This window comes from Streptomyces sp. NBC_00597, from assembly GCF_041431095.1.
In the GTDB taxonomy this organism is placed as follows: Bacteria; Actinomycetota; Actinomycetes; order Streptomycetales; family Streptomycetaceae; genus Streptomyces.
Map to the genome: position 1 here is coordinate 1,175,851 of NZ_CP107757.1, position 20,956 is coordinate 1,196,806.

A 20,956-nucleotide genomic window follows, 5' to 3' on the forward strand; every position below is an offset into this window, starting at 1 on the left:
ACTCCTGGCCGCGCCCGCTGCCCGAAGCCCACGACCTACCCCGACCCGCCCCGCGAAACCGCCGGGGCTGACGATCTGATCCGAGCTGCAGTGACCCTGTTCGACGCAGCGGCAGCGGCGCACGCTCACTACCGGACCGGACCGGACCGGACCGGACCGGACCGGACCGGACCGCCCGCAGAAGCCGTCTCCGCCCTGGCAGCCACGACCGCCACAGCCGCCAACCCGGTGAACCTATTGATCAGAAACTCAAAGGGTTCTCGTTGAGGGTGCAGCGGACGCGGGGGCTGTGGAAGTAGCCGCGGACGATGTGGGGCTGGCGTTGGCGTCTGCGGAAGAACCGGCGGGTCTCGGCAGCGTGTTCGGCCTGGTTTCGGGCCCGGTGGCCTTTGGGCGGGCTGTGCTTGAGGTCGGCGTTAAGCAGCTACCTTGTGGTCGAAGTGCCCGACGAGCCGCTCCAGGAAGCGGCACATCACGGTGACGTCGAAGGTCTCGGTGAAGACCATGAAGTGCATCCGGCCCTTGGTGCTGATCGCGGACATCGCGGACATCGCGTTCAACGAGAACCGGTTGCCCGTGCGCCGCACGATCGGGGTGCGCCCCTTCTCCCCCCAGGTCCGGCCGGTGACCTGGTCGGAACGGACATCGACCTGGTTGGCGAAGGGGATCTCACCGCCCTCGGCCTTCGCCCTGGCCCGGGTTGCCGGCCAGGTCTCCTCGTGCCAGCGCCGCACCGCCTCGGGATCCTGTTCCACCGCCCGCTTGTCGGGACGCTGGAAAGAAAGCCCCCACCGTTTGGGGTACTTGCCCACCCCTGGTTCGGTCAGCCGCACCCGGTACAGCTTCGCGATCAGCTCACCGATCAGCCTCCGCGTCCACAACTGCCCTACCAGGCCGACATCGCACGGCCGATATCAAGTACGGCTTGGCGCGCGGCGGCCTGCTCGGCCTCGCCCAGCACCTGATGAACCCCCACCGGACGGCCCTTCGGCCGCGCGAGCAGTGCGTCCCGGCCTCCGGCCTGCCACTTCGCCCACCAGTTGTCCACGGCCTTCAGCGACACACGACGCAACGTCCTCGCGGTCTCGCCCTGCCACCAGCGCGGCCACCGGCCGCGACCGCAGAACTTCTGTGCCGACGGCGGCAGATGCCGCGCGTCCCCCAGCGGATCACTCACACCCAGCTCAACGACCCGAATCACAAGCGTTTCGGATCAATAGCTTTGGGGTCGAATTTGAGCCAAGTTGACCCAGAAGGATCGTTTCATTCCCCGCAAACCGGCCTTAATCGTGGTCCGAGGACGGCTACGCGGGGTTGCGGATTGGCCGGGGTGGGCGCACGTTTTGGTGCACCAAAGGGTGGGAACGGTTTGGCGTCCGTCCTCGTGGCAGCAGTGGATCGTCAGCCTATAGGCGTCTCGGAGGGAGAAACCATGCCCCAGGAACTGACATTCGCGATCCTCGCCCAGTCCCCGATCAAGGGGTGTGACCCGGACGCGCCAGAGACCGCCACGGGATGGTCTCGGGCTCGTGACGGGGCGTCACCGGTTCTATCGCTGCGGTGCCGGGACTCCGATGGTCGGCTCGTCGTGCTCGCACAGCATCCGCATGTCCCGACTACGCAGGTGCCTTCGCAGGACCTATGTGCAGCACGTTCACTTCCTCGCCCACTGCATGGGTTCCGCCAGCCCCTGTAACTGCTCAGGGCACGGCCGGGGCGACACGCAACATCGATGCGCGCCGAAAGGGAAGCAGGGATCTCATGACAGTGCAGGCCATCAAGCTGCCCATACTGCGGATGCCGTACCCGGTGCGGGTGAATCCGTATCTGCTGGCCCTGCGCGAGGAGACCGAGACGTGGGCGCGAGAGATGGGCATGCTGGACAGCGACGAAGCACCGTCGCCCCACCGGGCGATCTGGACCCTGTCCCAGTTCCACGCCATGGCCGTTGACCAGCTGACCGCCTGGGCTCTTCCTGACGCCTCACTCGCCGACCTCCGGCTCAATCACCGGTTCAACCTCTGGGCTCTGGCCTGGGACGACTACTTCGCCTCCGCCTTCAAACGGACGGGCGACCTCACAGGCGCACAAGCCTTCACGGCCCGCCTCCATGCCTTCCTGCCGACGGAGCCGGGCGCCCGGTTGCCGGCCCCGACCAATGCCGTCGAAAGGGGCATGGCCGACCTCCAGCAACGGCTGTTCCCTCCGAGAATGGCGCACTGGCGGCAGGGGCTCAACCATGCCCTGGCAAGGTACATCGACGCGGGAGTTCAGGAACTGGCCAACAGCCGCGCCGGCCGTGTCCCGGATCTCATCGAGTATGCCCAGTTCCGCCGTGAAAGCTTTGCCGCCTATACCGCCCCCTACTCCGTCGAACTCTCCACTGGCGCACGGATCCCTGAGCAGATCCGACACAGCCGAGCCTTCTGCGCATTGCTCGACGCCTTCATGGACTACATGGGAATGGCGAACGACATTGCCTCCTACCAGCGGGAAATTCATGACGAACACGACGTCAACAACCTCGTCATCGTCCTCCAAACATCCCTGCGCATCACCGTCCAGGAGGCGATGCAGGCGGCCGCCGATCTGGTGACCGCCCGACTGCGCCACTTCGAGCACCTCACACGGAGCGAACTGCCACCGGTCGTCCAGCGAGCCCGGTTGAACCACGGCGAACGGATCGGGCTGGAGGCGTGGCTCCGGGGAGCTTCCAGTTTCCTGTCCGGCCTCCATGCGTGGTACACCGGGGCGCCCCGCTACGCTCCGGCAGACGGTCCGTTCAAAGAGCAACGGACTCCCACCGCCGTTGTGCCCGCCGGCGAGCGGTATGTCTCAGCGTCATCAGGCCTCATAACGTCGACGCACGCGTGAAGGGCGCCGCACGACGAGCGCGAAGTGGGCGCCGAGTGGTTCATCGTGGTCCACCTGTCCGCACTGGATACGCGGCAACTACGAACGGGCGAGCGCTGCCCACCGGGCGCTGCACCGCGGAGAAAGTCCGGCCCGGCCGCAGACGCCGAACGCAGGGGCCGGGGAGCTGTGGACGATCTGATGTTCCCACACAGCCGCTTTCGACTCAGGAGCCGCGCCCGACGGTACGAGCACTTGGTTGGTGCTCGCCCAGCTCGGAGGAGGCTGCCGGCCCACGCCGTCCGGCAGCCTCCTCGGCTGTGGTGCTCGGCTCTGATGGGAGCTGCCAGGCCTACCGCCTCCGCAGAAGCCGCCTCAGCCGCGCCCGCCACGAGGTGCGGGGTTCGGTTGGGTGAGACAACTCGCGCTCCGACACCGGCCATTGGGGCGCCGTCGGAATACTGCTGCTCGGCAGGGGCGCGGCCGGCAGCGGTGTCAGCACATCATGGGCTTCCGGACTGCGGGACGCGAACTTCACGGGCAGTGACGTGAGATGCCGGGACCAGGTGGAGGAGCGCCAGGTGAGCTCTTCCTTGGGCACGGCCAGGCTGATGTCGGGAAGCCGGGTGAGCAGGATGTCGATGCCGGTGTCGGCGATGACACGGCCGATGTCCTGGCCGGGGCACTCATGGGCGCCGGCGCTGAAGGACAGGTGCGCGCGGTTGTGGTGCACACGGGTCGAGGGGTCTGGGCGGACCACCTGATCGACGTTCCCGGCGGCCAGGCCCAGCAGGAGCATGTCTCCCGCCTTGATCTCCTGCCCGCCGAGGGAGGTGTCACCGGTGGCCCAGCGGCCCGGGCACACCATCAGCGGTGGCTCGTCCCAGAGCACTTGCTCCACTGCTTCCGGCAAGGTCATCTGGCCGCCGGCCAACGACCCCCGGAACCGCGGGTCGGTGACCACCATGCGCAGCACGTTGGACATGAGATTGGCGGTCGTCTCATAGCCCGCGAGCAGGATGAGGCGCAGGTGGTGCTGCACCTCCTCGTCCGTGAGGCCGGCCGGGTGGGCCATCAGTACGGATGCGATGTCCTGCCCGGGCAGGGCGCGCTTGGCCACGACGAGCTGATCGAGGGTCTCCAGCACATAGGCGTTGCTCGCGAGCGACGTTTCGGTGCCCTTGAAGAGGTCCCGGGCGGCGTGCACGAGCTTGGGACCGTACTCGTCCGGCATTCCGAGCAGGTGGGTAAGAACGAGCATGGGCAGGTGCTCGGTGAACTGACCAACCAGCTCCGCCTTGCCCGTTTCGCAGAAATCATCGATCAGCTGATGCGCGAAGCGGGTGATGTGGCGGCGGATTCCGCGTTGGTCGAACTGGCTGAGGCCGGCCGTGACCGCGCCCCGCAGGCGCTGGTGCTCTTCGCCGTCCGCACATACGCAGTCGGGTCGCCAGCCGATCATCGGTACCAGCGGCGAGGTGGTGGCGTCGATCTCGCCACTCTTCCAGCCGTGCCAGGTGCGGGGGTCGCGGGAGAACTGGGTGGAGCGGCTGGCCACATCACGGTTCTCGAGGTATCCCAGGACGAGCCAGGCCCGTACGTCCCCGTCGAGCAGGACGGGCGCCACCGGACCGTGGGCGGCACGCAACTTTTCGTACAGGCCCATGGGGTCGGTCTCGGCCGCGGCGCCCCAGAGCGGGGTCGCTGCGTCGAGTCCCGTGGCGGTGTGGGCCGGACAACCCGGGGGCGGGGTGAGCCCTGGTTCGGTGGTGGTGTGGTCAGTGGGTGGGACGGTCATACGGACTCCTGAGCGGCGGCGAGGGTGCACAGGTAGCCCATCAGCGAGAGCAAGGCGTCGCGGCTGGACGACCGGTCGCGTGCGTCACAGGTGATGATGGGCACCGATTCGTTGAGCGCCAGAGCAGTACGCAGGGCTGGTACCGGGTGCTGCGGCGCTTCGGGGAATGTGTTGACGGCCACGACGAAGGGGACGCGGCGGTCTTCCAGACGGGTGATGATCTCGAAACAGACTTCGATCCTTCGGGTGTCGACGAGGACCACGGCACCGAGCGCGCCTTCGAAGATGCCGTTCCACAGGAACCAGAAGCGCTCCTGTCCCGGCGTCCCGAAGAGATAGAGGATCAGCTCCTCGTTGATGCTGATGCGGCCGAAGTCCAGAGCAACGGTCGTGGTGTTCTTGCCTTCCGCACCGGGATTGTGGTCGATCCCGACGCCGGCCTGAGTCATGGTTTCTTCGGTGGTCAGGGGCGGGATCTCGCTCACCGCCTTGACCATGGTCGTCTTGCCCACCCCGAAGCCGCCGACAATCACGACCTTGACTCCCCTGGCGCCGTGCGGCAGCAGCACGTCTGAGCGGCGGGGGCCGGCGGCGGGAGCGTCAGAGCCTACGTAGTCCATGGATCACCGCCTCCAGAAGGCCAAGTTCGGGGACCGCCGCGACAGGTACGGGAGCAGTAGCCTGAACCCGCTCGTTGTCCACGAGCTTGGAGAGCAGCACCGTGATGACGCTGAACGGCAGGCTGAGGTACGCGGAAATCTCGGCCACCGACAGCGGGTATTGGCACATGGTGAGGATGGCTGCCTGCTCGGGCTGCATACCGGGTTCGGGTGCGGACCTCGATGCGACGAGGGTGACCAGGTTGAAGGCTTTGGCTGAGGAACCTGGGCCACCGGAGATGACATAAAGCGGCACGGGACTGCCTTCGTCCCATGCGTCCTGGTTCTGTAACGTCACATCGCCTGCCCGACGTCCTCACGAGGCGGGCTGGTCATGTGCTGGCCGATCCGGACCACCAGCGTACGCATGCGGTCGCCCAGCAACCCCGCGTCCACCTCCGCATCGGCCAGCACCGCGAGATAGGCCCCGGGTCCGGCCGCCATGAGGGAAAAGTATCCGCCGTCGACTTCGATCCCGACCATGTGGGTCGAGCCGTCTCCGTGCGGGAACTTCTGGGCGATGGCCTTCGCCAGGCTTTGGATGCCCGAGCAGGCAGCGGCGATCGCGTCAGCGGTGTCGGGCTCCGTGTTCGCTTGACCGATGCACAGACCGTCCGACGACAACACGACCACGTGTCGCACATACGGGACGCTGGCTGCGAGCTCCTTGAGCATCCAGTCCATGTTGGGCAGTGGCGGCACGGTTACTCACCCTCGTCTGATGGCTCGTTGGTTCGAATGGAAGGGCCCGTACTCGATCTCTTCTCGCCGCTGAACGCCTCCCACATCAGGCCCGGCTGCCGAGGTGCGTCGGCCGTTCCCGGGGTGGCAGCCGGAGCGGCCGGGGGATGGGGGGTCGTGCGGACGACCGGTGTCGGGACGGGCGACTCGCGTCGCCGTTGAGGCAGTCCGTTCACCGTCTTTTCGGCTTCGACAGATTCTGCTGCGGCATCGCGCGTCATCGTCGGCCTCGGTACGGTCGGTGCGCCCGTGGGCCTCGGCGTGAACTGTTGGACTTTCGAGGCAGGCTGCTGAACTGTGGTGATCAGGCGCCGCGGAACGAGCACGACGGCCCGCACGCCTCCGTACGCGGAGGTGCGCAAGTCGACGTCGAGGCCGTGCTCGCGGGCCAGCCTACTGACGACGGGCAGGCCGAGCTGCGTTGCCTCGCCCAGGTCGGCCAGATCCATGCCGGATGATGCGTGAGCCATGACGCGGTCGATGCGCTGGCGGGCCTCTTCGGTGAGCCCGACCCCACGGTCCTCGATCTCGATCGCGACACCAGTGGGCACCTCGCTCGCGGTCACCTCGACCGGGGCGTGCGGCGGTGAGAAGGTAGTGGCGTTGTCGAGCAACTCGGCGAGCAGGTGGATCAGCGGCTCGGCTCCCTGGCCGATCACAGCCACCTCTGTCACCGACTGCAGCTTCACGCGGGGATAGTCCACGATGCGTGACATGGCCCCTCGCACAATGTCGTAGAGAGGGATCGCTTTCGACCACTGACGCCCGGGCCGGGCGTCACCCAGTACCGCGATGCTGGCCGCAAGGCGCCCGATCAGGGCATTGCGATGGTCGATGTCCTGCAGGCCATGGGAGACCACTACATCCGTACCATGCAGGATCTGCATGTCGCGCAGGTCCTTGGCGAGTTGATGCACGATTGCCTGGACCCGCCGGGCGATCGCCACCAGTGCCCGCTGCGACGAGTCCCGGGTGCGTTCCTCGGCATCCACGGCTTCCAGGAGCGTCCGCAGAGCTGCCCGGAGCGCTTCGGCGAACTCGCTGTCGAGATGTTCCCCGAACGGGACGGACTGCAGGATCTCCGAAGGGGGCTCACCCTTCTGCAGGCGGGCGACAGCCGCGGGCAGGAGCTCTTCGGCGAGCCATACAGTGGTGGCCCGCTGATCGGACAGGCGCGCGAGCAGCGCGGTCTCGCGTTGCGCGTAGTACCGCTGTACCTCGGCATTCGCCCGCGTGTAGCGGGCCGCTTCTGCCGAGCGCGCCCGGCGCGCCGTCTCAGCCGAAGTGATGGCCGCCAGGACGACCGCGACGAGGCCGCACCAGGCAACCGGCGTGCGTATCTGCGCGGAAACACAGACCAGCGCCACACCGCAGGCCCCAGCCAGGACACCAGGGGGGATTAGCCATGCCGGAGCCACTGCATGCGACAGCGCTCTAGGGGTTGAACCTGCACGAACCATCGAAGGGTCCCTAAACAGTCTGGAATTGGTGGACTGGGCGTGATGCGGTGCGCCGACAAGAACGGTCGGGACTTCGCTCGGCCGAGCAAGGATGTTCCAATGGGTGTGCCCGAGGGGCCGGTTCGAGATCGCATCGGTGCTCATGCCTCTCTACGTCCAGGCTCCGTCTTCGCGCAATGCGACGTTCGACTCGCGATGAATGCAGCGCAACACGCTTGGCGAGCATAGTCAGTTCGGGTACGCCAGGTGGCCTTGACTGGAACGAAAAGCCCCGTTGATCGATCTGGAGCGATAGTTGATCGATCATCGCCATGACGCACACAGCACATGCATGGAATCGACTGAATCCAGCGGCTTGCTGTTCATGGCTCCGAGCTCCGGCCTCCGCCGCCTCCAGGCCTTCGCCACGCCAAGGAGCCTTTTCCAACCCCGTGCTGATGCAAGGTGGATCAAGAAGCCCGGGCGGCTCGCGCCGAAGGCTTCGGAGGGGCTGGGGCGAGGGGCCGTCAGGACCTCCACCGATTCACTGATGTAGCGGTGACGGTTGCCTGTTTCCGCAGGCTGCTGCGGTCCTGGTGGCACGCCCACGGCCACAGGGATCGCGGACACTCCCGCCGAGGTGGCGGCGGAGGAGGCCCTGTGGGTAGCCGGGAGGAGATCACGATCCGTTCCGGATCCGCAGCGGAGCGGCCCGGGGTCAGGACGGAGACGAGCTCCGTGCTCTTCGGCACGGGTACGGACGGGACGGGCACGACGGACGCAGGAGCGCCGCTGACGGACACTCGCTACGCCCAGCCCGGTCTGTTCGCCGTTCAGTTCGCGCTCGCCGAGCTGCTGCGCGCCTGGGGGGTACGTCCTTCCATTGTCATCGGACACAGCGTCGGAGAGCTGGCGGCCGCCTGCGTGGGCGGACTGGTCGCTCTGGAGGACGCCGCGCGCTTCAGCGTGCAGCGCGGCCGGCTCATGGGCGAACTGCCCCGCGACGGCAAGATGCTGGCAGTCGCGGCGGGGCAGGGCACGGTAGCGCGCTGGCTCCTGGGTAAGGAGGACACGGTCTCGCTCGCCGCCGTCAACGGGCCGCGCAGCCTGGTGATCTCAGGCGTGGCCGAGGCCGTCGACGGCATCGCCCGGCTTGCCGAGGAGTCCGGCGTACGGACCACCGAGCTGAAGGTCTCCCACGCCTTCCACTCCCCGTTGATGGACCCGGCCCTGGCCGGACTTGAAGAATGCGCCGCCGAGTTCAAGACCAGCCGTCCGGAGGTCCCCGTCGTCTCCACCGTCACCGGCGAGGTCCTCACCGGTGACGTGGGTCCGGAGTACGCGAGCGCGCAGGTGCGGCAGACGGTGCGCTTCCACGAGGGCATCCGCACGGTGCTGGAGTCCGGCTGCTCGACCGTCGTGGAGATCGGGCCGCACCCCACCCTGACGCCCGCCATCGCCGGTGCCTTCGACGCCACGGACGTCCGGCTGGTCACCACACTTCAGAACAACGGCGAGGACCTGCGCAGCATCCTCACCGCCGCCGCCGCGCTGTTCGCGGCCGGCGCCCCCATCGATCTGCCCCGGTTGCTCACCGCCCCGGGCCACCGACGCGTTTCGGCGCCGCAGTACGCCTTCCGGCGCGACCGCTACTGGTTCGCCAGTACCACTGGAGACCGTGGCACCTGCGAACGCACGCCAGAGCAGCCCTCCTCCGCTTCAGCCGGGATCGTTCACCAGGCCCCTGCCCGCGCCGAAGCGCTCGCGGGCGAGACGCAGCTGCTACCAGCGCCGGCACAGGAACAGCCCTTCGTTCTCGACACGGTCCTGTCCGCGGCCTCGCCTTGGACCGACCACCGAGTCCTGGGCGCAACTGTCTTCCCTGCCACCGGCTACCTGGACTTGGTCACACACGCCTGCGCCGCAAGCGGATTCGGCGCGGTTCAGCCGCTGGAGTTCGCCGACGTAGACTTCGAGCGGCCGCTGATGCTGGCGCCGGGTAAGGACGTCACGGTCCGCACCGCCTTGGAGGACGGGGGCCGGCGGTTCACCATCAGCGGGCACCGAGCGGACTCGCCACACGAGATGTACTGCCGCGGTACCCTCCCATCTGCGCAGCCGGCCGGCGCGGACGCCGAGGACGTACGGCCCGAGGCAAGGCGTGCGGCAATGGCCGCCGGACCGGCGCCCTCCCAGTGGCCTTCGGACGAGATCTACCGGTCGGCCGACGGCGGCGCCTCCTGGAAGGCGCTCGGCGCGACTTCGGTGCGGGACAACTCCGCAGCGCCCTACGTGGGCACCGGCATCGGTCACTGGATGGGCGCCCTGGCCATCGACCCCTTCGATTCCGGGCACGTTCTGTACGGCACCGGATCTGGGATGTGGGGCAGCAACGGCGTGACCGCGGCGGACACCGGGCGGGCGACGCACTGGACCATCCCGGCCAAGGGCCTGGAAGAGACCGCGACGCTCGGACTGATCAAGCCTCCCGGTCTTCCCCTGATCAGTGCGCTCGGCGATGTCAGCGGGTTCCGGCACGAGGACCTCACCAAGGTGCCCGCCAAGGCGCTCTCCGGACCGCTGTTCACCAACACCACGGGTATCGACTTCGCCCAGTCGAAGCCGCAGTTCATGGTGCGGGTCGGTCTCGGTGGCGAGCAGCACGGTGCCTATTCGACCGACGGCGGAGCCGACTGGGCGCCGTTCGCCACGGCGCCGGTGCGCGACGCGGGCGGCGGTTCCGCGGCCGTCTCGGCGGACGGCGCCGCCGTGGTGTGGACCCCCGCGGGCCAGGTTCCGTTCTACTCGACCAACCGTGGCTCGGCCTGGGCGGCGACCTCCGGTCTGCCTAAGGACACGGCTGTGGTGGCCGACCGTTCGGCGGCGAACACCTTCTACGCCCTCAGCGGGGGCACCCTATACGCCAGCACCGACGGCGGGAAGCACTTCAGCGCGCGGGCCACCGGCCTGGGCGACGGGCAGCTCAAGGCGGTTCCGGGCATCGCCGGTGACCTGTGGATCGCCGGCGGGGGCAACGGACTCCTGCACTCCACCAACGGGGGGAAGAGCTTCGGCAAGCTCGGCGGCGTGGAGCAGGCGACCGCCGTCGGCTTCGGCAAGCCGGCCCCGGGCGCCGGGTACCAGGCGCTCTACCTCAGCGGGAAGGTGAAGGGCGTCACCGGGCTGTTCCGTTCCACCGACGGCGGCTCGGCCTGGGTCCGGATCAACGGCGACCAGCACCAGTTCGGTGGCAGCGCCATCAACGTCATCAGCGGCGACCCCGACGTGTACGGGCGGGTCTACCTGGGCGGGTACGGCCGTGGCGTGGTGTACGGCGACCTGTCCTGATGCTCCTGGCCCGTGGGCGGGCGGCGGTCCGCGCCGTTCCACCCACGGGCCGGCGAAGCGGCGCGGCCTCATCGTGCCGGGGTGAAGCCGCCCCAGACCGAGAGGGCGCCGCGGGGATCGTTGGCGTCGACGCGGTAGCCGTCGTGCTCGGCCTCGCGTGCGCCGGCGGCGTGGTTGTACTGGCCGGCGAAGACATGCTGTCCGGCCGGTACCGTACGGCCCGGCTTGAGGATCCAGCGGTAGACCACTGCTCCGCCCTCGTTCTGCACGGTGACGGTGAAATCCTCGGCGGGCAGCGTCCGCCAGCTGCCGGTGCTCTGCACCGCACCGGTCTGCGTGATGCGCAGTTCCACGGTGAGTGCGGTAAGCGGTTGGGTGGACTTGAGGGTGATGTTGCTCTGCGCCCAGAAGCTGTTGCTGTTCGTGCCCAAGGAGCCGGCCGACGACAGAGGGCCGTCCTGGACGTGCGCGTTGCCTGGCCGGGCCGAGCCCGCGGCGCCTGACGCCGAAGGGCTGGGGCCCGTCGGGGACGAACGGCCCGGCGTGGTCGGCCGGCCGGTGGCGGGCGCCGATGGTGTCGACGGTGTCGGCCGGGGAGTTCCGGACGTGGACGGCGCGGACGGCGCGGCGGGGGTGGCCGAGACGTCCGGCCGGGCCGGCGGTGACTGGACGATGGCGGCGACGGCGAAACCACCGACCGCCAGAGTGCCTACCGCGGCGAGGGAGGCGAGCGCGACCCTGGGCCAGGGCCTCGCGCCGGACCGCTCGCGGTGGCGGGCGGGGGCGCCGGACATGCCGCGTTCCACGCGTGCCAGGATCCGGGCGCGGTCGGGCTGGTGGGCCTCGGCGGCTGCGCGCAGCCGCTCGGTGAGTTCCTCGTTCATCGGCTCCTCCTCCCTGCCAACAGTTCCCCGGCTGCTCCCGTGCTGCCCAGCATCCGTTCCAGTTCGGCCATCCCCTTCGAGGTTTGGCTCTTCACCGTACCGACCGATATTCCGAGTGCCAGAGCGGTGTCCTTCTCCGACAGGTCGAAGGCGTGCCGTAGGACCACACACGTCCGCTTCCGGAACGGCAACCGGGCGAGGGCAGTACGCACGTCCACCACGGCGGCCACGTCCGGACCGTGCAACGGCTCCGCACCGCGGGACCAGAACAGGGCGATCCGGCGGCGCTCGCGCACCGCGCTGCGGATCCGTGACCGTGCCAGGTTGGCGACCACGCCACGGGCGTAGGCGAGTGGGTACTCGGCCTGGCGCAGCCGGTCCCAGCGCTGCCACAGGGCGGTCAGGGCGTCCGCGGCCAGATCGTCGGCGTCGTCCGCCCCGCCCGTCAGGAGATGGGCGAGCCGGGCGAGTTCGGCGTAGTGGCGCTCGAAGAAGTCGTGGAATTCCGCGGACGCGTCATCGAGGACCATGTCCGACGGTCGCCCCTTTCGCAAATGTGTGCGCTAACATCCGGGCGGCAGCGTACCAGTGGCCGGTACGACCCAGGGCGCTCCGATCCGCCCCACCGGATCCGCCACTCGGCTGCCGCGGTGAGGTCTCAGTGCGCGGCGAACTGGACCCTGGTCGGTTGTGCGACGTTCGGCAGCAGCGCGGTCCCGTCGACCGTCAACTGCTCTCCGTAGATGTCGGTGATCCTTATCGCGCCGCCGCACCCACCGCCGTCGGCGGAGAGGAAATAGTTGTAGTCGGTACGGGGCAGCTTCCGCCAGCCCTTGCTGGTGCGTACCTCCAGCCGTGCGACCGGATTCCGGTGGTCGATCACCTGGATGCCGCACCAGTGGGCGCTGGACCCGGTCTTGTACCGGAGGGAGAGGGCGTCGGACGTGCGGGGGCTCACCAGGCTCCAGGTGATCGGGATACGGCCGACCTTGAGCTCGGCCAGTTTCGCGAAGGCCTGTTCGCTGAGGTCAAGTTGGCCGGGCGCGCAGGGCAGCGGGCATTCGTTGGTGATCCGGACCGTGATCGAGGCGCCGTTCGCGGCGCGTACGCGCACGTACGCGCCGCAGGCCCTGGACGACTCGTAGTCGGTGGTGTTCATCGCCGCGATCATGAGGTCGTCGCTCGGGCCGAACAGGCAGGCGCCGTTGCCGTCGGCGGCGGCGTAGGCGGTGGCGACGCCCTTGTAGGTGGTATCCGGCCGGATGCGTCCTGCCGACGGTGCCGGGGTGGATGCCGCCGGTGGGGTCTTCTTCGCCGTAGGCGGGGGCGCCGCCGCGGTGGTTGCTGCGGCGGTCGCGCTCGGGGTCGCCGCGGCAGGCGAGCCGGCCGCCGGGGGTGCTGGGCTCGTCGCGGCCGAGGGCGTGGCTCCCGTACGGGTGGCGGCGGGGGCGGCCACGTCGGCCCCAGCGCCGGCCCCGGCCCCGGCCTTGGGGCCGGGGAGCATGGCCGTCACCAGGCAGAAGAGGACGCCCGCGGCGGTCAGCATCACCGCTGTACCGAGCATCAGCCTGTGTCTGCGCCTGCGCTGCCGCGCGGCCTGCCGTGCAGTCTGCATGTCCGTCCGTTCGAAGATCCGAGTCGAGGTGCACTGCCTGGTCGCCGCAGGACGCGAAAAGGTTGCCGACGATGGGAAGCAGGCGCGCGGCGAGTCCTTCAGGGCGGCCGGGCAGCGGTGTCCGGCATCGGTCCGCTCACTGAGCGAGGGGGTGCGGGGAAACGGGCTGGGCGGCACGGATGCCGGCGGACATGAACACCGAGGGCTTGGCGGTGCTTGCCGACGGGGTGCCGCCGGTGCGGTACGGGACGCCGCTGTCCGAGGCTTGTGCGCAGGGATCCTTCGTCCGTCGGCTGCTGGAACTTCCGCAGGTGGCAGGGGCCCTGCACAGCCTCGTGGGCCCGGAGCCCCGGGTGGACCACCACCTCGTGCACACCCGCGAGCAGCTGATCCCGCCGTACCCGGGGCGTGAGTACGATGTCTCCTTCCTCAAGCACGAGACCTTCTTCGAGCGGATCGTCGACGCGCGAGCGGGGCCGCAGGGTCAGCCTCCGGCCTTGCGCTTGTTGTAGACGTCGAAGCCGACGGCCGCCAGCAGTACCAGGCCCTTGATCACCTGCTGGTAGTCCGTGCCCACGCCGACCAGCGACATGCCGTTGTTCAGCACGCCCAGCACCAGACCGCCGGTGAGCGCGCCGAGGACGGTACCCACACCGCCGCTCGCGGAGGCGCCGCCGATGAAGGCGGCGGCGATCGCCTCCAGCTCGAAGTTGATGCCGGCCTGCGGCGTACCTGCGTTGAGCCGCGCGGCGAACACCATCCCGGCCAGGGCCGCGAGGACGCCCATGTTCACGAAGGCCAGGAAGACGACCCGCTTGCTCTTCACCCCGGACAGCCGCGCCGCCGCCTCGTTGCCGCCGATGGCGTAGGTGTGCCGGCCGAGGATCGAGTTGCGCATCACGTACCCGAAGCCGACCAGCAGGACGCCGAGGATCAGCAGGACGATCGGTACCCCGTGGTAGCTGGCCAGCAGCAGCGTGAAGGCCACCACGGCCGCGGTGATCGCGCCGAGCTTCACCAGGAACAGCCCGGCCGGAAGCGGTTCCAGCCCGTACGAGGCGGCCCGCCGCCGTCCGCGCACCTCCTGCAGGATCGCGACGGCCAGCACCGAGAGGCCCAGTAGCAGGGTGAGGTTGTGGTAGTTGGTGTGGGGGCCGACCTCGGGGAGGAAGCCGCTGCTGATGTTCTGGAAGCCCTTGGGGAACGGCGCCACCGACTGGCCCTGCAGGAGGATCTGGGTCCCACCGCGGAACAGCAGCATGCCGGCCAGCGTGACGATGAACGAGGGGATCCCGAGATAGGCGATCCAGAAGCCCTGCCAGGCTCCGGCGAGGGCCCCGATCAGCAGCGCGGCCACCAGCGCCACGGGCCACGGCGCGTGGTGTTTGACCATCATCACCGCCGCGGCCGCCCCGACGAAGGCGGCGAGCGACCCGACCGACAGGTCGATGTGCCCGGCGATGATGACGATCATCATGCCGATGGCCAGGATGAGGATGTAACCGTTCTGCTGGATGAGATTGGTGATGTTGAGCGGCTGGAGCAGGATGCCGTCCGTCCAGAACTGGAACAGCAGCACGATCAGCGCCAGCGCGAGCAGCATCCCGTACTGGCGCAGGTTGCCGCGCAGCGCTCGGGCCAGTACGGCACCGGCCGACGGACGTCGGCCGGTCTGCGGTGTGCGGGGCGTGGTGTCCGGGGTGGTCTTGGTTTGGGCCATGCCTCACACCTGCTTGTCGGGGGATGCCGCGCTCATGGTCATGAGCCGCATGAGGGATTCCTGGGTGGCGTCCGCGCGGGTCACTTCACCGGTGATCCGGCCTTCGGCCATGGTGTAGATCCGGTCGCACAGGCCCAGGAGTTCGGGGAGTTCGGAGGAAATGACGAGTACCGTCTTGCCCTGGGCGGCGAGTTCGGCGATGACGGTGTAGATCTCCGCCTTGGCACCGATGTCGATGCCCCGGGTGGGCTCGTCGAGGATCAGCACCTCCGGCTCGGCGAAGATCCACTTGCTGAGGACGACCTTCTGCTGGTTGCCGCCGCTGAGCTTGCCGGTCTCCGCGAACACCGAGGGGGCCTTGATGTTCATGGTCCGCCGGAACGATTCGGCGGTCCGGGCCTCCTCGTGCCGGTCGACCCAGCCCCGCCGGGCGACCTTGCCGAGGGCGCTCAGCGAGATGTTCCGGCTGATGTCGTCGCCCAGGTTGAGGCCGAGCTGCTTGCGGTCCTCGGTCACGTACGCGATGCCGTGCCCGATCGCCTCCGGCACCGTCCGGGTACGTATCTCCCGGCCGTCCAGCCGCACCCGGCCGCCGGTCCACCGTCCGTACGAGCGGCCGAAGACGCTCATGGCCAGTTCGGTGCGGCCGGCGCCCATGAGGCCGGCGATGCCGACGATCTCGCCTCGACGGACGTTGAGCGAAACGCCGTCGACCACCTTGCGCCGGTGGTCGATCGGGTGCTGGACGCCCCAGTCCTCGATCTCGAAGGCGACCTCGCCGATCTTCGGGGTGCGCTCGGGGTAGCGGTGTTCCAGGTCGCGGCCGACCATGCCACGGATGATCCGCTCCTCGGAGATGCCCTCGGGACCGATCGCGATGGTCTCGATGGTCCGCCCGTCGCGCAGGATGGTGACGGCATCGGCGACCCGGGCGATCTCGTTCAGCTTGTGCGAGATGAGGATGCAGGAGATGCCCTGGGCCTTGAGTTCGAGGATCAGGTCGAGCAGCTTGCGGCTGTCCTCGTCGTTCAGAGCGGCCGTCGGCTCGTCCAGGATGAGCAGCTTGACCTTCTTGGCGAGCGCCTTGGCGATCTCGACCAACTGCTGTTTTCCCACGCCGAGATCGGCGATCCTGGTGTGCGGGCTCTCGTCGAGTCCGACCTGCCGGATCAGCGCGGCGGCGTGGGTCAGCGTCCGGTGCCAGCTGATGACGCCCCGGGTGGCGTGCTCGTTGCCGAGGAAGATGTTCTCGGCGATGGACAGGTAGGGCACCAGCGCGAGTTCTTGGTGGATGATCACGATGCCGCGCTGCTCGCTGGCCCGGATGTCCCGGAACCGGCAGGGCTCGCCCTCGAAGTAGATCTCGCCCTGGTAGCCGCCGTGGGGGTGGACCCCGCTGAGTACCTTCATCAGCGTGGACTTGCCGGCGCCGTTCTCACCGCAGACGGCGTGCACCTCACCCACGGTGACGGTGAGGTTGACCTCGGAGAGGGCCTTCACACCGGGAAACGTCTTGCTGATCGACCGCATCTCGAGAACGGGTCGGGCCATGGTTGTGCATCCGTATCGTCGGGGCGGTGCGGCGCCGGGCGGTCCCGTGGGCGTCGCACCGCCGTTTCGTCGTCGCCGGACCCGTCGGTCGGGCTCCGTGGGCTACTTGAGCTGGTCCGCGGTGTACTGGCCGCTGTCCACAAGGACCTTCTGGTAGTTCTCCTTGTCGACGCTGACCGGCTGGAGCAGCTGCGCCGGTACGGTCTTGACGCCGTTGTCGTACTGGCTGGTGTCGTTGACCTCGGGCTTGCCGCCGGTCAGCAGCGCGTCGCCCATCTGGACGGCGGCCTTGGCCAGTTGGCGGGTGTCCTTGTAGACGGTCTGGGTCTGCTCGCCCGCGATGATCGACTTCACCGAGGCCAGCTCGCCGTCTTGGCCCGTGACGACGGGCAGTGGCTGGCCGGCGCCGTAGCCGACGCCCTTGAGTGAGGAGATGATGCCGATCGATATGCCGTCGTACGGCGAGAGCACGGCGTCGACGCGGGCGGCGGTGTACGACTTGCTCAGCAGGTTGTCCATCCGGGACTGGGCGAGGCCGCCGTCCCAGCGCAGTGTGGCGATCTGGTTGAAGGAGGTCTGGCCGCTCTGCACGACCAGCTTCTTGTCGTCGATGTACGGCTTGAGGACGCTCATCGCACCGTTGAAGAAGAACGTGGCGTTGTTGTCGTCCGGCGAGCCGGCGAACAGCTCGATGTTGAACGGGCCCTTGCCGTCCTTGAGGCCGAGCTTGTCGACGATGTAACTGCCCTGGAGGACGCCGACCTTGTGGTTGTCGAAGGTCGCGTAGTAGTCGACGTTCCCCGTGCCGCGGATCAGCCGGTCGTAGGAGATGACGGGGACGTGGGCGTCGGCGGCCTTCTGCAGCACGTTGGTGAGCGAGGAACCGTCGATGGCGGCGATCACCAGCAGCTTGGCTCCCTTGGTGATCATGTTCTCCACCTGGGAGACCTGGTTCTCCACGACGTTGTCGCCGTACTGGAGGTCGGTCTTGTAGCCCTTGGCCTGGAACTCCTTGACCATGTTGTTGCCGTCATTGATCCAGCGCTCCGACGACTTGGTCGGCATCGCGATGCCGACGAGGCCGCCTTTGGCCTCCCCGCCGGCCCCGCCATCGCCCGCTCCGTTGGCGCTCTGGCCGCAGGCTGCCAGCGACAGCGTCAGACCCACGGTGACAAGGCCCGCTGAAAACTTCCGCACAGTTCCTCCAGTGATGTTCCGCGACCGGCACAGTGCGACCCGGCTGGGAGAACCGGAAGCGGTCGAGCGGGGCCGGCCGGGAGTCGTTTCCTCGCGCTGTGCGAAGTCGGGGTGGCAGCGGCTCCGGCCCTGGCGATACCTGAGTGTTAACGCTCACAAGAGTGCCGTCAAGGGTCTGTTCGGATCACCGTTGGGTTAACAATTCCGCAGGCGATGGGCTTCCTCTGGCGGGGCACCTGCACGTCGGGCGCGTCCGGCCGTGCTGACCGCAAGCGGCTTCTGCGGCTTCGGGTGAGGCGTTGGTCCGCCCCAGTTGTCCGGATCTTGGTCCTGAGGATCCGCACGCCGCACGAACCCTGGCGACCGCCTACCGCTGGTCTGCTCCAGGGCGGGAGCGTGACGGGGGTTCGAGCGTTGTCCTGGCTCCCAGGCTGGGCCGTGGGGGGCTCTCGGAGTAGCCGGCCGCAGGCCGTAGCGTCCTTGCCGACCGGATGGCGGTGGCCCGCCGCATGCCCTTGTCCGTTCACGCTCACATGGCCCTCGCCGAGGGCCGGTAGCGTACCGTAGCCCGGAGTCGAGGAGGGAAGTGCGAGTGGGAACCGACAGCGCCGGGACCGAGCAGCGCCACCCAGTGATGGCGGACGTGGCGAAAATGGCCGGCGTGTCCCACCAGACGGTGTCCCGGGTGCTCAACGGCGCCCCGCACGTGCGGCCCGGCACCCGGGAGCGGGTGCTCGCAGCCATCCGGGAGCTGGACTACCGGCCCAACTCCGCTGCCCGCGCCCTGGTCACCCGCCGCTCGCAAACCCTCGGCGTGGTCAGCTTCCAATCGACCCTGTACGGTCCCGCCTCGATGCTGGACGGCATCGAGCAGGCTGCGCGCAGTGCGGGGTATTCCGTCAGCGTGACAAGTCTGCGCTCCCTGGACGGCCGCTCGGTTCAGGAGGCTGTCGACCGGCTGCGCGACCAGGGCGTGGAAGGCGTTGCCGTGATCGCGCCCCAGATCTCCGTCGTCAGTGCGGTGGCCAGGCTCTCCAGCTCCGTTCCGGTCGTCGCGGTCGGATCGGGCAGCCAGTCGCGGGTTCCCATGGTCTCGGTGGACAACCGCTCCGGCGCCGAAGCGGCCACCAGGCACCTGCTCGATCTGGGCCACCGCACCGTGCACCACCTGGCCGGCCCGGCCAACTGGCTGGAGAGCCAGGACCGTCAGGAGGGCTGGCGCGGCGCGCTGGAAGCTGCCGGAGCCCCCGTGCCGCATGTCGAGCGCGGCGACTGGAGCGCGCGCGCCGGCTACCAGGCGGGCTTGCGGATCTCCGAACTGGGCGACGTCACCGCCGTCTTCTGCGCCAACGACCACATGGCGCTCGGCCTGCTGCGCGCCCTGCACGAGGCCGGCCGCTCGATCCCGGGCGACATCAGCGTGGTCGGCTTCGACGACATTCCCGAGGCGGCCTACTTCACCCCGCCCCTGACCACCGTGCGGCAGGACTTCGGCGAGCTCGGCCGCCGGGCCCTGGAACTGCTCGTCGAGGAGTTGGAGGGCGTCGCGCACACCCGCCCCCATGCGCGGATCTCGCCGGAGATGGTGCTGCGTCGCAGCGTGGGTCCCGCCACCCGCCATTGAGCCGGCACCATCGGGCTCGGGCTGACCGCCCCAGTGGCCCACGCCTCTGTGAGGCGTCCGCCGCACTCGGTTGAGGGCTCCGTCACCCTTGACAGGGACGGAATGTGAACGCTAACACTTGGGCTCATCAAGGTGCAGGCCGAGACTGCCTTCTGAAACGCGGGTTCCGGGGAGGCGCGGCTGGAACTCTGCCGGTGACCGGCTGCTGGCGGAGATCAGTGTTCCGGTCACCGGCGACCGCTACACGAGTACGACCGTCGCGGCCGAGCTCGCCGTTCCGCTGGACGGCGTCCACGACCTGCGGCTGACGCTGCACGGCGGCTTCCGTCTGGCCGCTTGCGGCTTCACCACGTCCGGCGGGACGACCGACTGAGGCCCGCACCTGCGAGACCGGCGGCCCGTCCGAGGGGGGCGGGCCGCCACCCCTGCCCACAGCAGTGCCCGGACCTGCGAGGCAAGTCTCCCTGTGGCCGCCAAGCTCCGTCGCCTCGTCACCTCTCCGACCGGAGGAACTCCCCATGCCGCTCACAGACCTCGACCTGGACGAACTCGTTCGATACCGGCCAGAATTATCCGATCCGACGGATTTCGACGCCTTCTGGCGGCGGACCCTTGCCGAAGCCCGGTCGCACGACGGGGCGATCAAGGTGGAACGGGTCACCGCCCAGCACCTGCTCGCACCGTCGAGGTCGACGACGTGCGCTTCCCCGGCTGGAACGGCGAGCCGGTGGCCGCCTGGCTGCTGCGCCCGCGCAACGCGGCCGGACCGCTGCCGGTCGTCGTCACCTACATGGGCTACGGCGGCGGTCGAGGACTGCCCACCGACCACCTGTTCTGGTCCGCCGCAGGCTACGCCCAACTCGTCGTCGACAGCCGGGGCCAGGGCCACGACACCCCGGACCGGGGCGTGGGCGACGGCACGCAGTGGGTCGAGGGCTTCATGACCCGTGGCATCGACTCTCCAGACACCTACTACTACCGGCGATTGGTCACCGACTGCGTGCGCGCCGTGGACGCGGTCGCGGAGCTGCCCGGACTCGACGGCCGTCGGATCGTGGTGGCCGGGGCCAGCCAGGGCGGCGGTCTGGCGCTCGCCGTCGCCGGTCTCGCCGGGGACCGCGTGGCGGCGGCGATGCCGGACGTCCCGTTCCTGTGCCACTTCCGCCACGCGGCCGCGATCTGCGGCGACGGCCCGTACCAGGAGATCGCCAAGTACCTGCGCTGGCACAGCCGCCACCGCGTGGAACAGGCCTTCGCCACCCTCGCCCACTTCGACGGCGTCCACTTCGCCCGGCGGGCCACCGCGCCGACGCTGTTCAGCGTGGGCCTGATGGACCCGGTCTGCCCGCCCTCCACGGTCTACGCCGCCTTCAATCACTACGCGGGCGAGGACCGCAGCATGACCGTGTGGCCGTTCGGCGACCACGGCGGCGGCTGCGGCTCCAACCCGCCCGTCCAACTGGCCTGGCTGCGCGAGCGCGGCCTGGCACCGGAGCTCTGACCGCCCTGCACCACCGGCCCGGGCAG

18 protein-coding genes and 1 pseudogene are annotated in these 20,956 nt (G+C 69.0%); 6 read left to right on the forward strand and 13 right to left on the reverse strand.

Features of this window, described 5'->3' with window-relative positions; all coding sequences use genetic code 11:
- Positions 1-416: 416 nt before the first annotated feature.
- Together OG974_RS04940 and OG974_RS04945 are read right to left on the reverse strand one after the other, a co-directional pair.
- Positions 417-881 carry a winged helix-turn-helix domain-containing protein gene (locus OG974_RS04940; protein ID WP_329315281.1) on the reverse strand — a complete coding sequence of 155 codons (465 nt, stop codon included), beginning with the start codon at positions 879-881 and terminating at the stop codon, positions 417-419.
- Positions 882-886: 5 nt separating this feature from the next.
- A complete protein-coding gene (locus OG974_RS04945; protein WP_329315284.1) occupies positions 887-1,177 on the reverse strand; it encodes a helix-turn-helix domain-containing protein in 291 nt (96 codons plus the stop codon).
- A 584-nt stretch (positions 1,178-1,761) separates the two neighbouring features.
- Here OG974_RS04945 and OG974_RS04950 point away from each other — a divergent pair.
- A complete protein-coding gene (locus OG974_RS04950; RefSeq protein ID WP_327279740.1) occupies positions 1,762-2,874 on the forward strand; it encodes a hypothetical protein in 1,113 nt (370 codons plus the stop codon).
- Between the two features lie 331 nt (positions 2,875-3,205).
- Here the strand turns inward: OG974_RS04950 and OG974_RS04955 are convergent, their stop codons facing one another.
- Genes OG974_RS04955 through OG974_RS04975 form a run of 5 tightly spaced genes read right to left on the reverse strand, consistent with a single transcriptional unit; the run spans position 3,206 to position 7,655 of the window.
- Positions 3,206-4,651 (reverse strand): cytochrome P450, encoded by a 1,446-nt coding sequence (locus tag OG974_RS04955; RefSeq protein ID WP_329315286.1) that lies wholly within the window; start codon positions 4,649-4,651, stop codon positions 3,206-3,208.
- On the reverse strand, positions 4,648-5,271 hold the full coding sequence (locus OG974_RS04960) for an ATP/GTP-binding protein (RefSeq protein ID WP_327279742.1): 624 nt from the start codon (positions 5,269-5,271) through the stop codon (positions 4,648-4,650). Before OG974_RS04960 ends, OG974_RS04955 begins: the two co-directional genes overlap by 4 nt.
- Positions 5,252-5,608 carry a DUF742 domain-containing protein gene (locus OG974_RS04965; protein WP_327279743.1) on the reverse strand — a complete coding sequence of 119 codons (357 nt, stop codon included), beginning with the start codon at positions 5,606-5,608 and terminating at the stop codon, positions 5,252-5,254. The genes OG974_RS04960 and OG974_RS04965 overlap by 20 nt, the downstream gene beginning before the upstream one ends.
- The gene (locus OG974_RS04970; protein WP_053788756.1) at positions 5,605-5,994 is read right to left on the reverse strand and encodes a roadblock/LC7 domain-containing protein; all 390 of its coding nucleotides are present in this window, start codon (positions 5,992-5,994) and stop codon (positions 5,605-5,607) included. The genes OG974_RS04965 and OG974_RS04970 overlap by 4 nt, the downstream gene beginning before the upstream one ends.
- A 20-nt stretch (positions 5,995-6,014) precedes the next feature.
- Positions 6,015-7,655: a sensor histidine kinase gene (locus tag OG974_RS04975; protein ID WP_371645522.1), complete on the reverse strand. Its 1,641-nt coding sequence runs from the start codon at positions 7,653-7,655 to the stop codon at positions 6,015-6,017.
- 495 nt (positions 7,656-8,150) lie between these two features.
- On the opposite strand from OG974_RS04975, the gene OG974_RS04980 reads away from it, so the two are divergent.
- Complete coding sequence (locus OG974_RS04980) at positions 8,151-10,838, forward strand: acyltransferase domain-containing protein (protein WP_371645524.1); 2,688 nt, start codon at positions 8,151-8,153, stop codon at positions 10,836-10,838.
- 68 nt (positions 10,839-10,906) lie between these two features.
- Here OG974_RS04980 and OG974_RS04985 read toward each other — a convergent pair whose 3' ends face one another.
- The 3 genes from OG974_RS04985 to OG974_RS04995 all read right to left on the reverse strand — a co-directional run bounded on the left by OG974_RS04985 (position 10,907) and on the right by OG974_RS04995 (position 13,286).
- Complete coding sequence (locus OG974_RS04985) at positions 10,907-11,722, reverse strand: hypothetical protein (RefSeq protein ID WP_371645526.1); 816 nt, start codon at positions 11,720-11,722, stop codon at positions 10,907-10,909.
- Positions 11,719-12,252 carry a SigE family RNA polymerase sigma factor gene (locus tag OG974_RS04990; protein WP_371645528.1) on the reverse strand — a complete coding sequence of 178 codons (534 nt, stop codon included), beginning with the start codon at positions 12,250-12,252 and terminating at the stop codon, positions 11,719-11,721. The genes OG974_RS04985 and OG974_RS04990 overlap by 4 nt, the downstream gene beginning before the upstream one ends.
- A 128-nt stretch (positions 12,253-12,380) precedes the next feature.
- Positions 12,381-13,286 carry an expansin EXLX1 family cellulose-binding protein gene (locus OG974_RS04995; protein WP_371645530.1) on the reverse strand — a complete coding sequence of 302 codons (906 nt, stop codon included), beginning with the start codon at positions 13,284-13,286 and terminating at the stop codon, positions 12,381-12,383.
- 242 nt (positions 13,287-13,528) lie between these two features.
- Between OG974_RS04995 and OG974_RS05000 the strand changes: the two genes are divergently transcribed.
- Positions 13,529-13,849 (forward strand): hypothetical protein, encoded by a 321-nt coding sequence (locus tag OG974_RS05000; protein WP_371645532.1) that lies wholly within the window; start codon positions 13,529-13,531, stop codon positions 13,847-13,849.
- Here the strand turns inward: OG974_RS05000 and mmsB are convergent.
- The 3 genes from mmsB to chvE all read right to left on the reverse strand — a co-directional run bounded on the left by mmsB (position 13,822) and on the right by chvE (position 17,805).
- On the reverse strand, positions 13,822-15,057 hold the full coding sequence (gene mmsB, locus OG974_RS05005; protein ID WP_371645535.1) for a multiple monosaccharide ABC transporter permease: 1,236 nt from the start codon (positions 15,055-15,057) through the stop codon (positions 13,822-13,824). The genes OG974_RS05000 and mmsB overlap by 28 nt on opposite strands.
- Positions 15,058-15,060: 3 nt before the next feature.
- Complete coding sequence (mmsA, locus tag OG974_RS05010) at positions 15,061-16,608, reverse strand: multiple monosaccharide ABC transporter ATP-binding protein (RefSeq protein ID WP_371645537.1); 1,548 nt, start codon at positions 16,606-16,608, stop codon at positions 15,061-15,063.
- Positions 16,609-16,710: 102 nt separating this feature from the next.
- Positions 16,711-17,805 (reverse strand): multiple monosaccharide ABC transporter substrate-binding protein, encoded by a 1,095-nt coding sequence (gene chvE / locus OG974_RS05015; protein ID WP_371645539.1) that lies wholly within the window; start codon positions 17,803-17,805, stop codon positions 16,711-16,713.
- Positions 17,806-18,397: 592 nt separating this feature from the next.
- Between chvE and OG974_RS05020 the strand changes: the two genes are divergently transcribed.
- The 3 genes and pseudogenes from OG974_RS05020 (at position 18,398) to OG974_RS05030 (ending at position 20,930) form a co-directional block, all read left to right on the forward strand.
- Positions 18,398-19,429, forward strand: a complete 1,032-nt coding sequence (locus tag OG974_RS05020; protein ID WP_371645541.1) for a LacI family DNA-binding transcriptional regulator — start codon at positions 18,398-18,400, stop codon at positions 19,427-19,429.
- Between the two features lie 118 nt (positions 19,430-19,547).
- Positions 19,548-19,802 (forward strand): hypothetical protein, encoded by a 255-nt coding sequence (locus OG974_RS05025; RefSeq protein WP_371645543.1) that lies wholly within the window; start codon positions 19,548-19,550, stop codon positions 19,800-19,802.
- Positions 19,803-19,947: 145 nt separating this feature from the next.
- A pseudogene (locus tag OG974_RS05030) lies at positions 19,948-20,930 on the forward strand (acetylxylan esterase).
- The last annotated feature ends 26 nt before the right edge of the window (positions 20,931-20,956 follow it).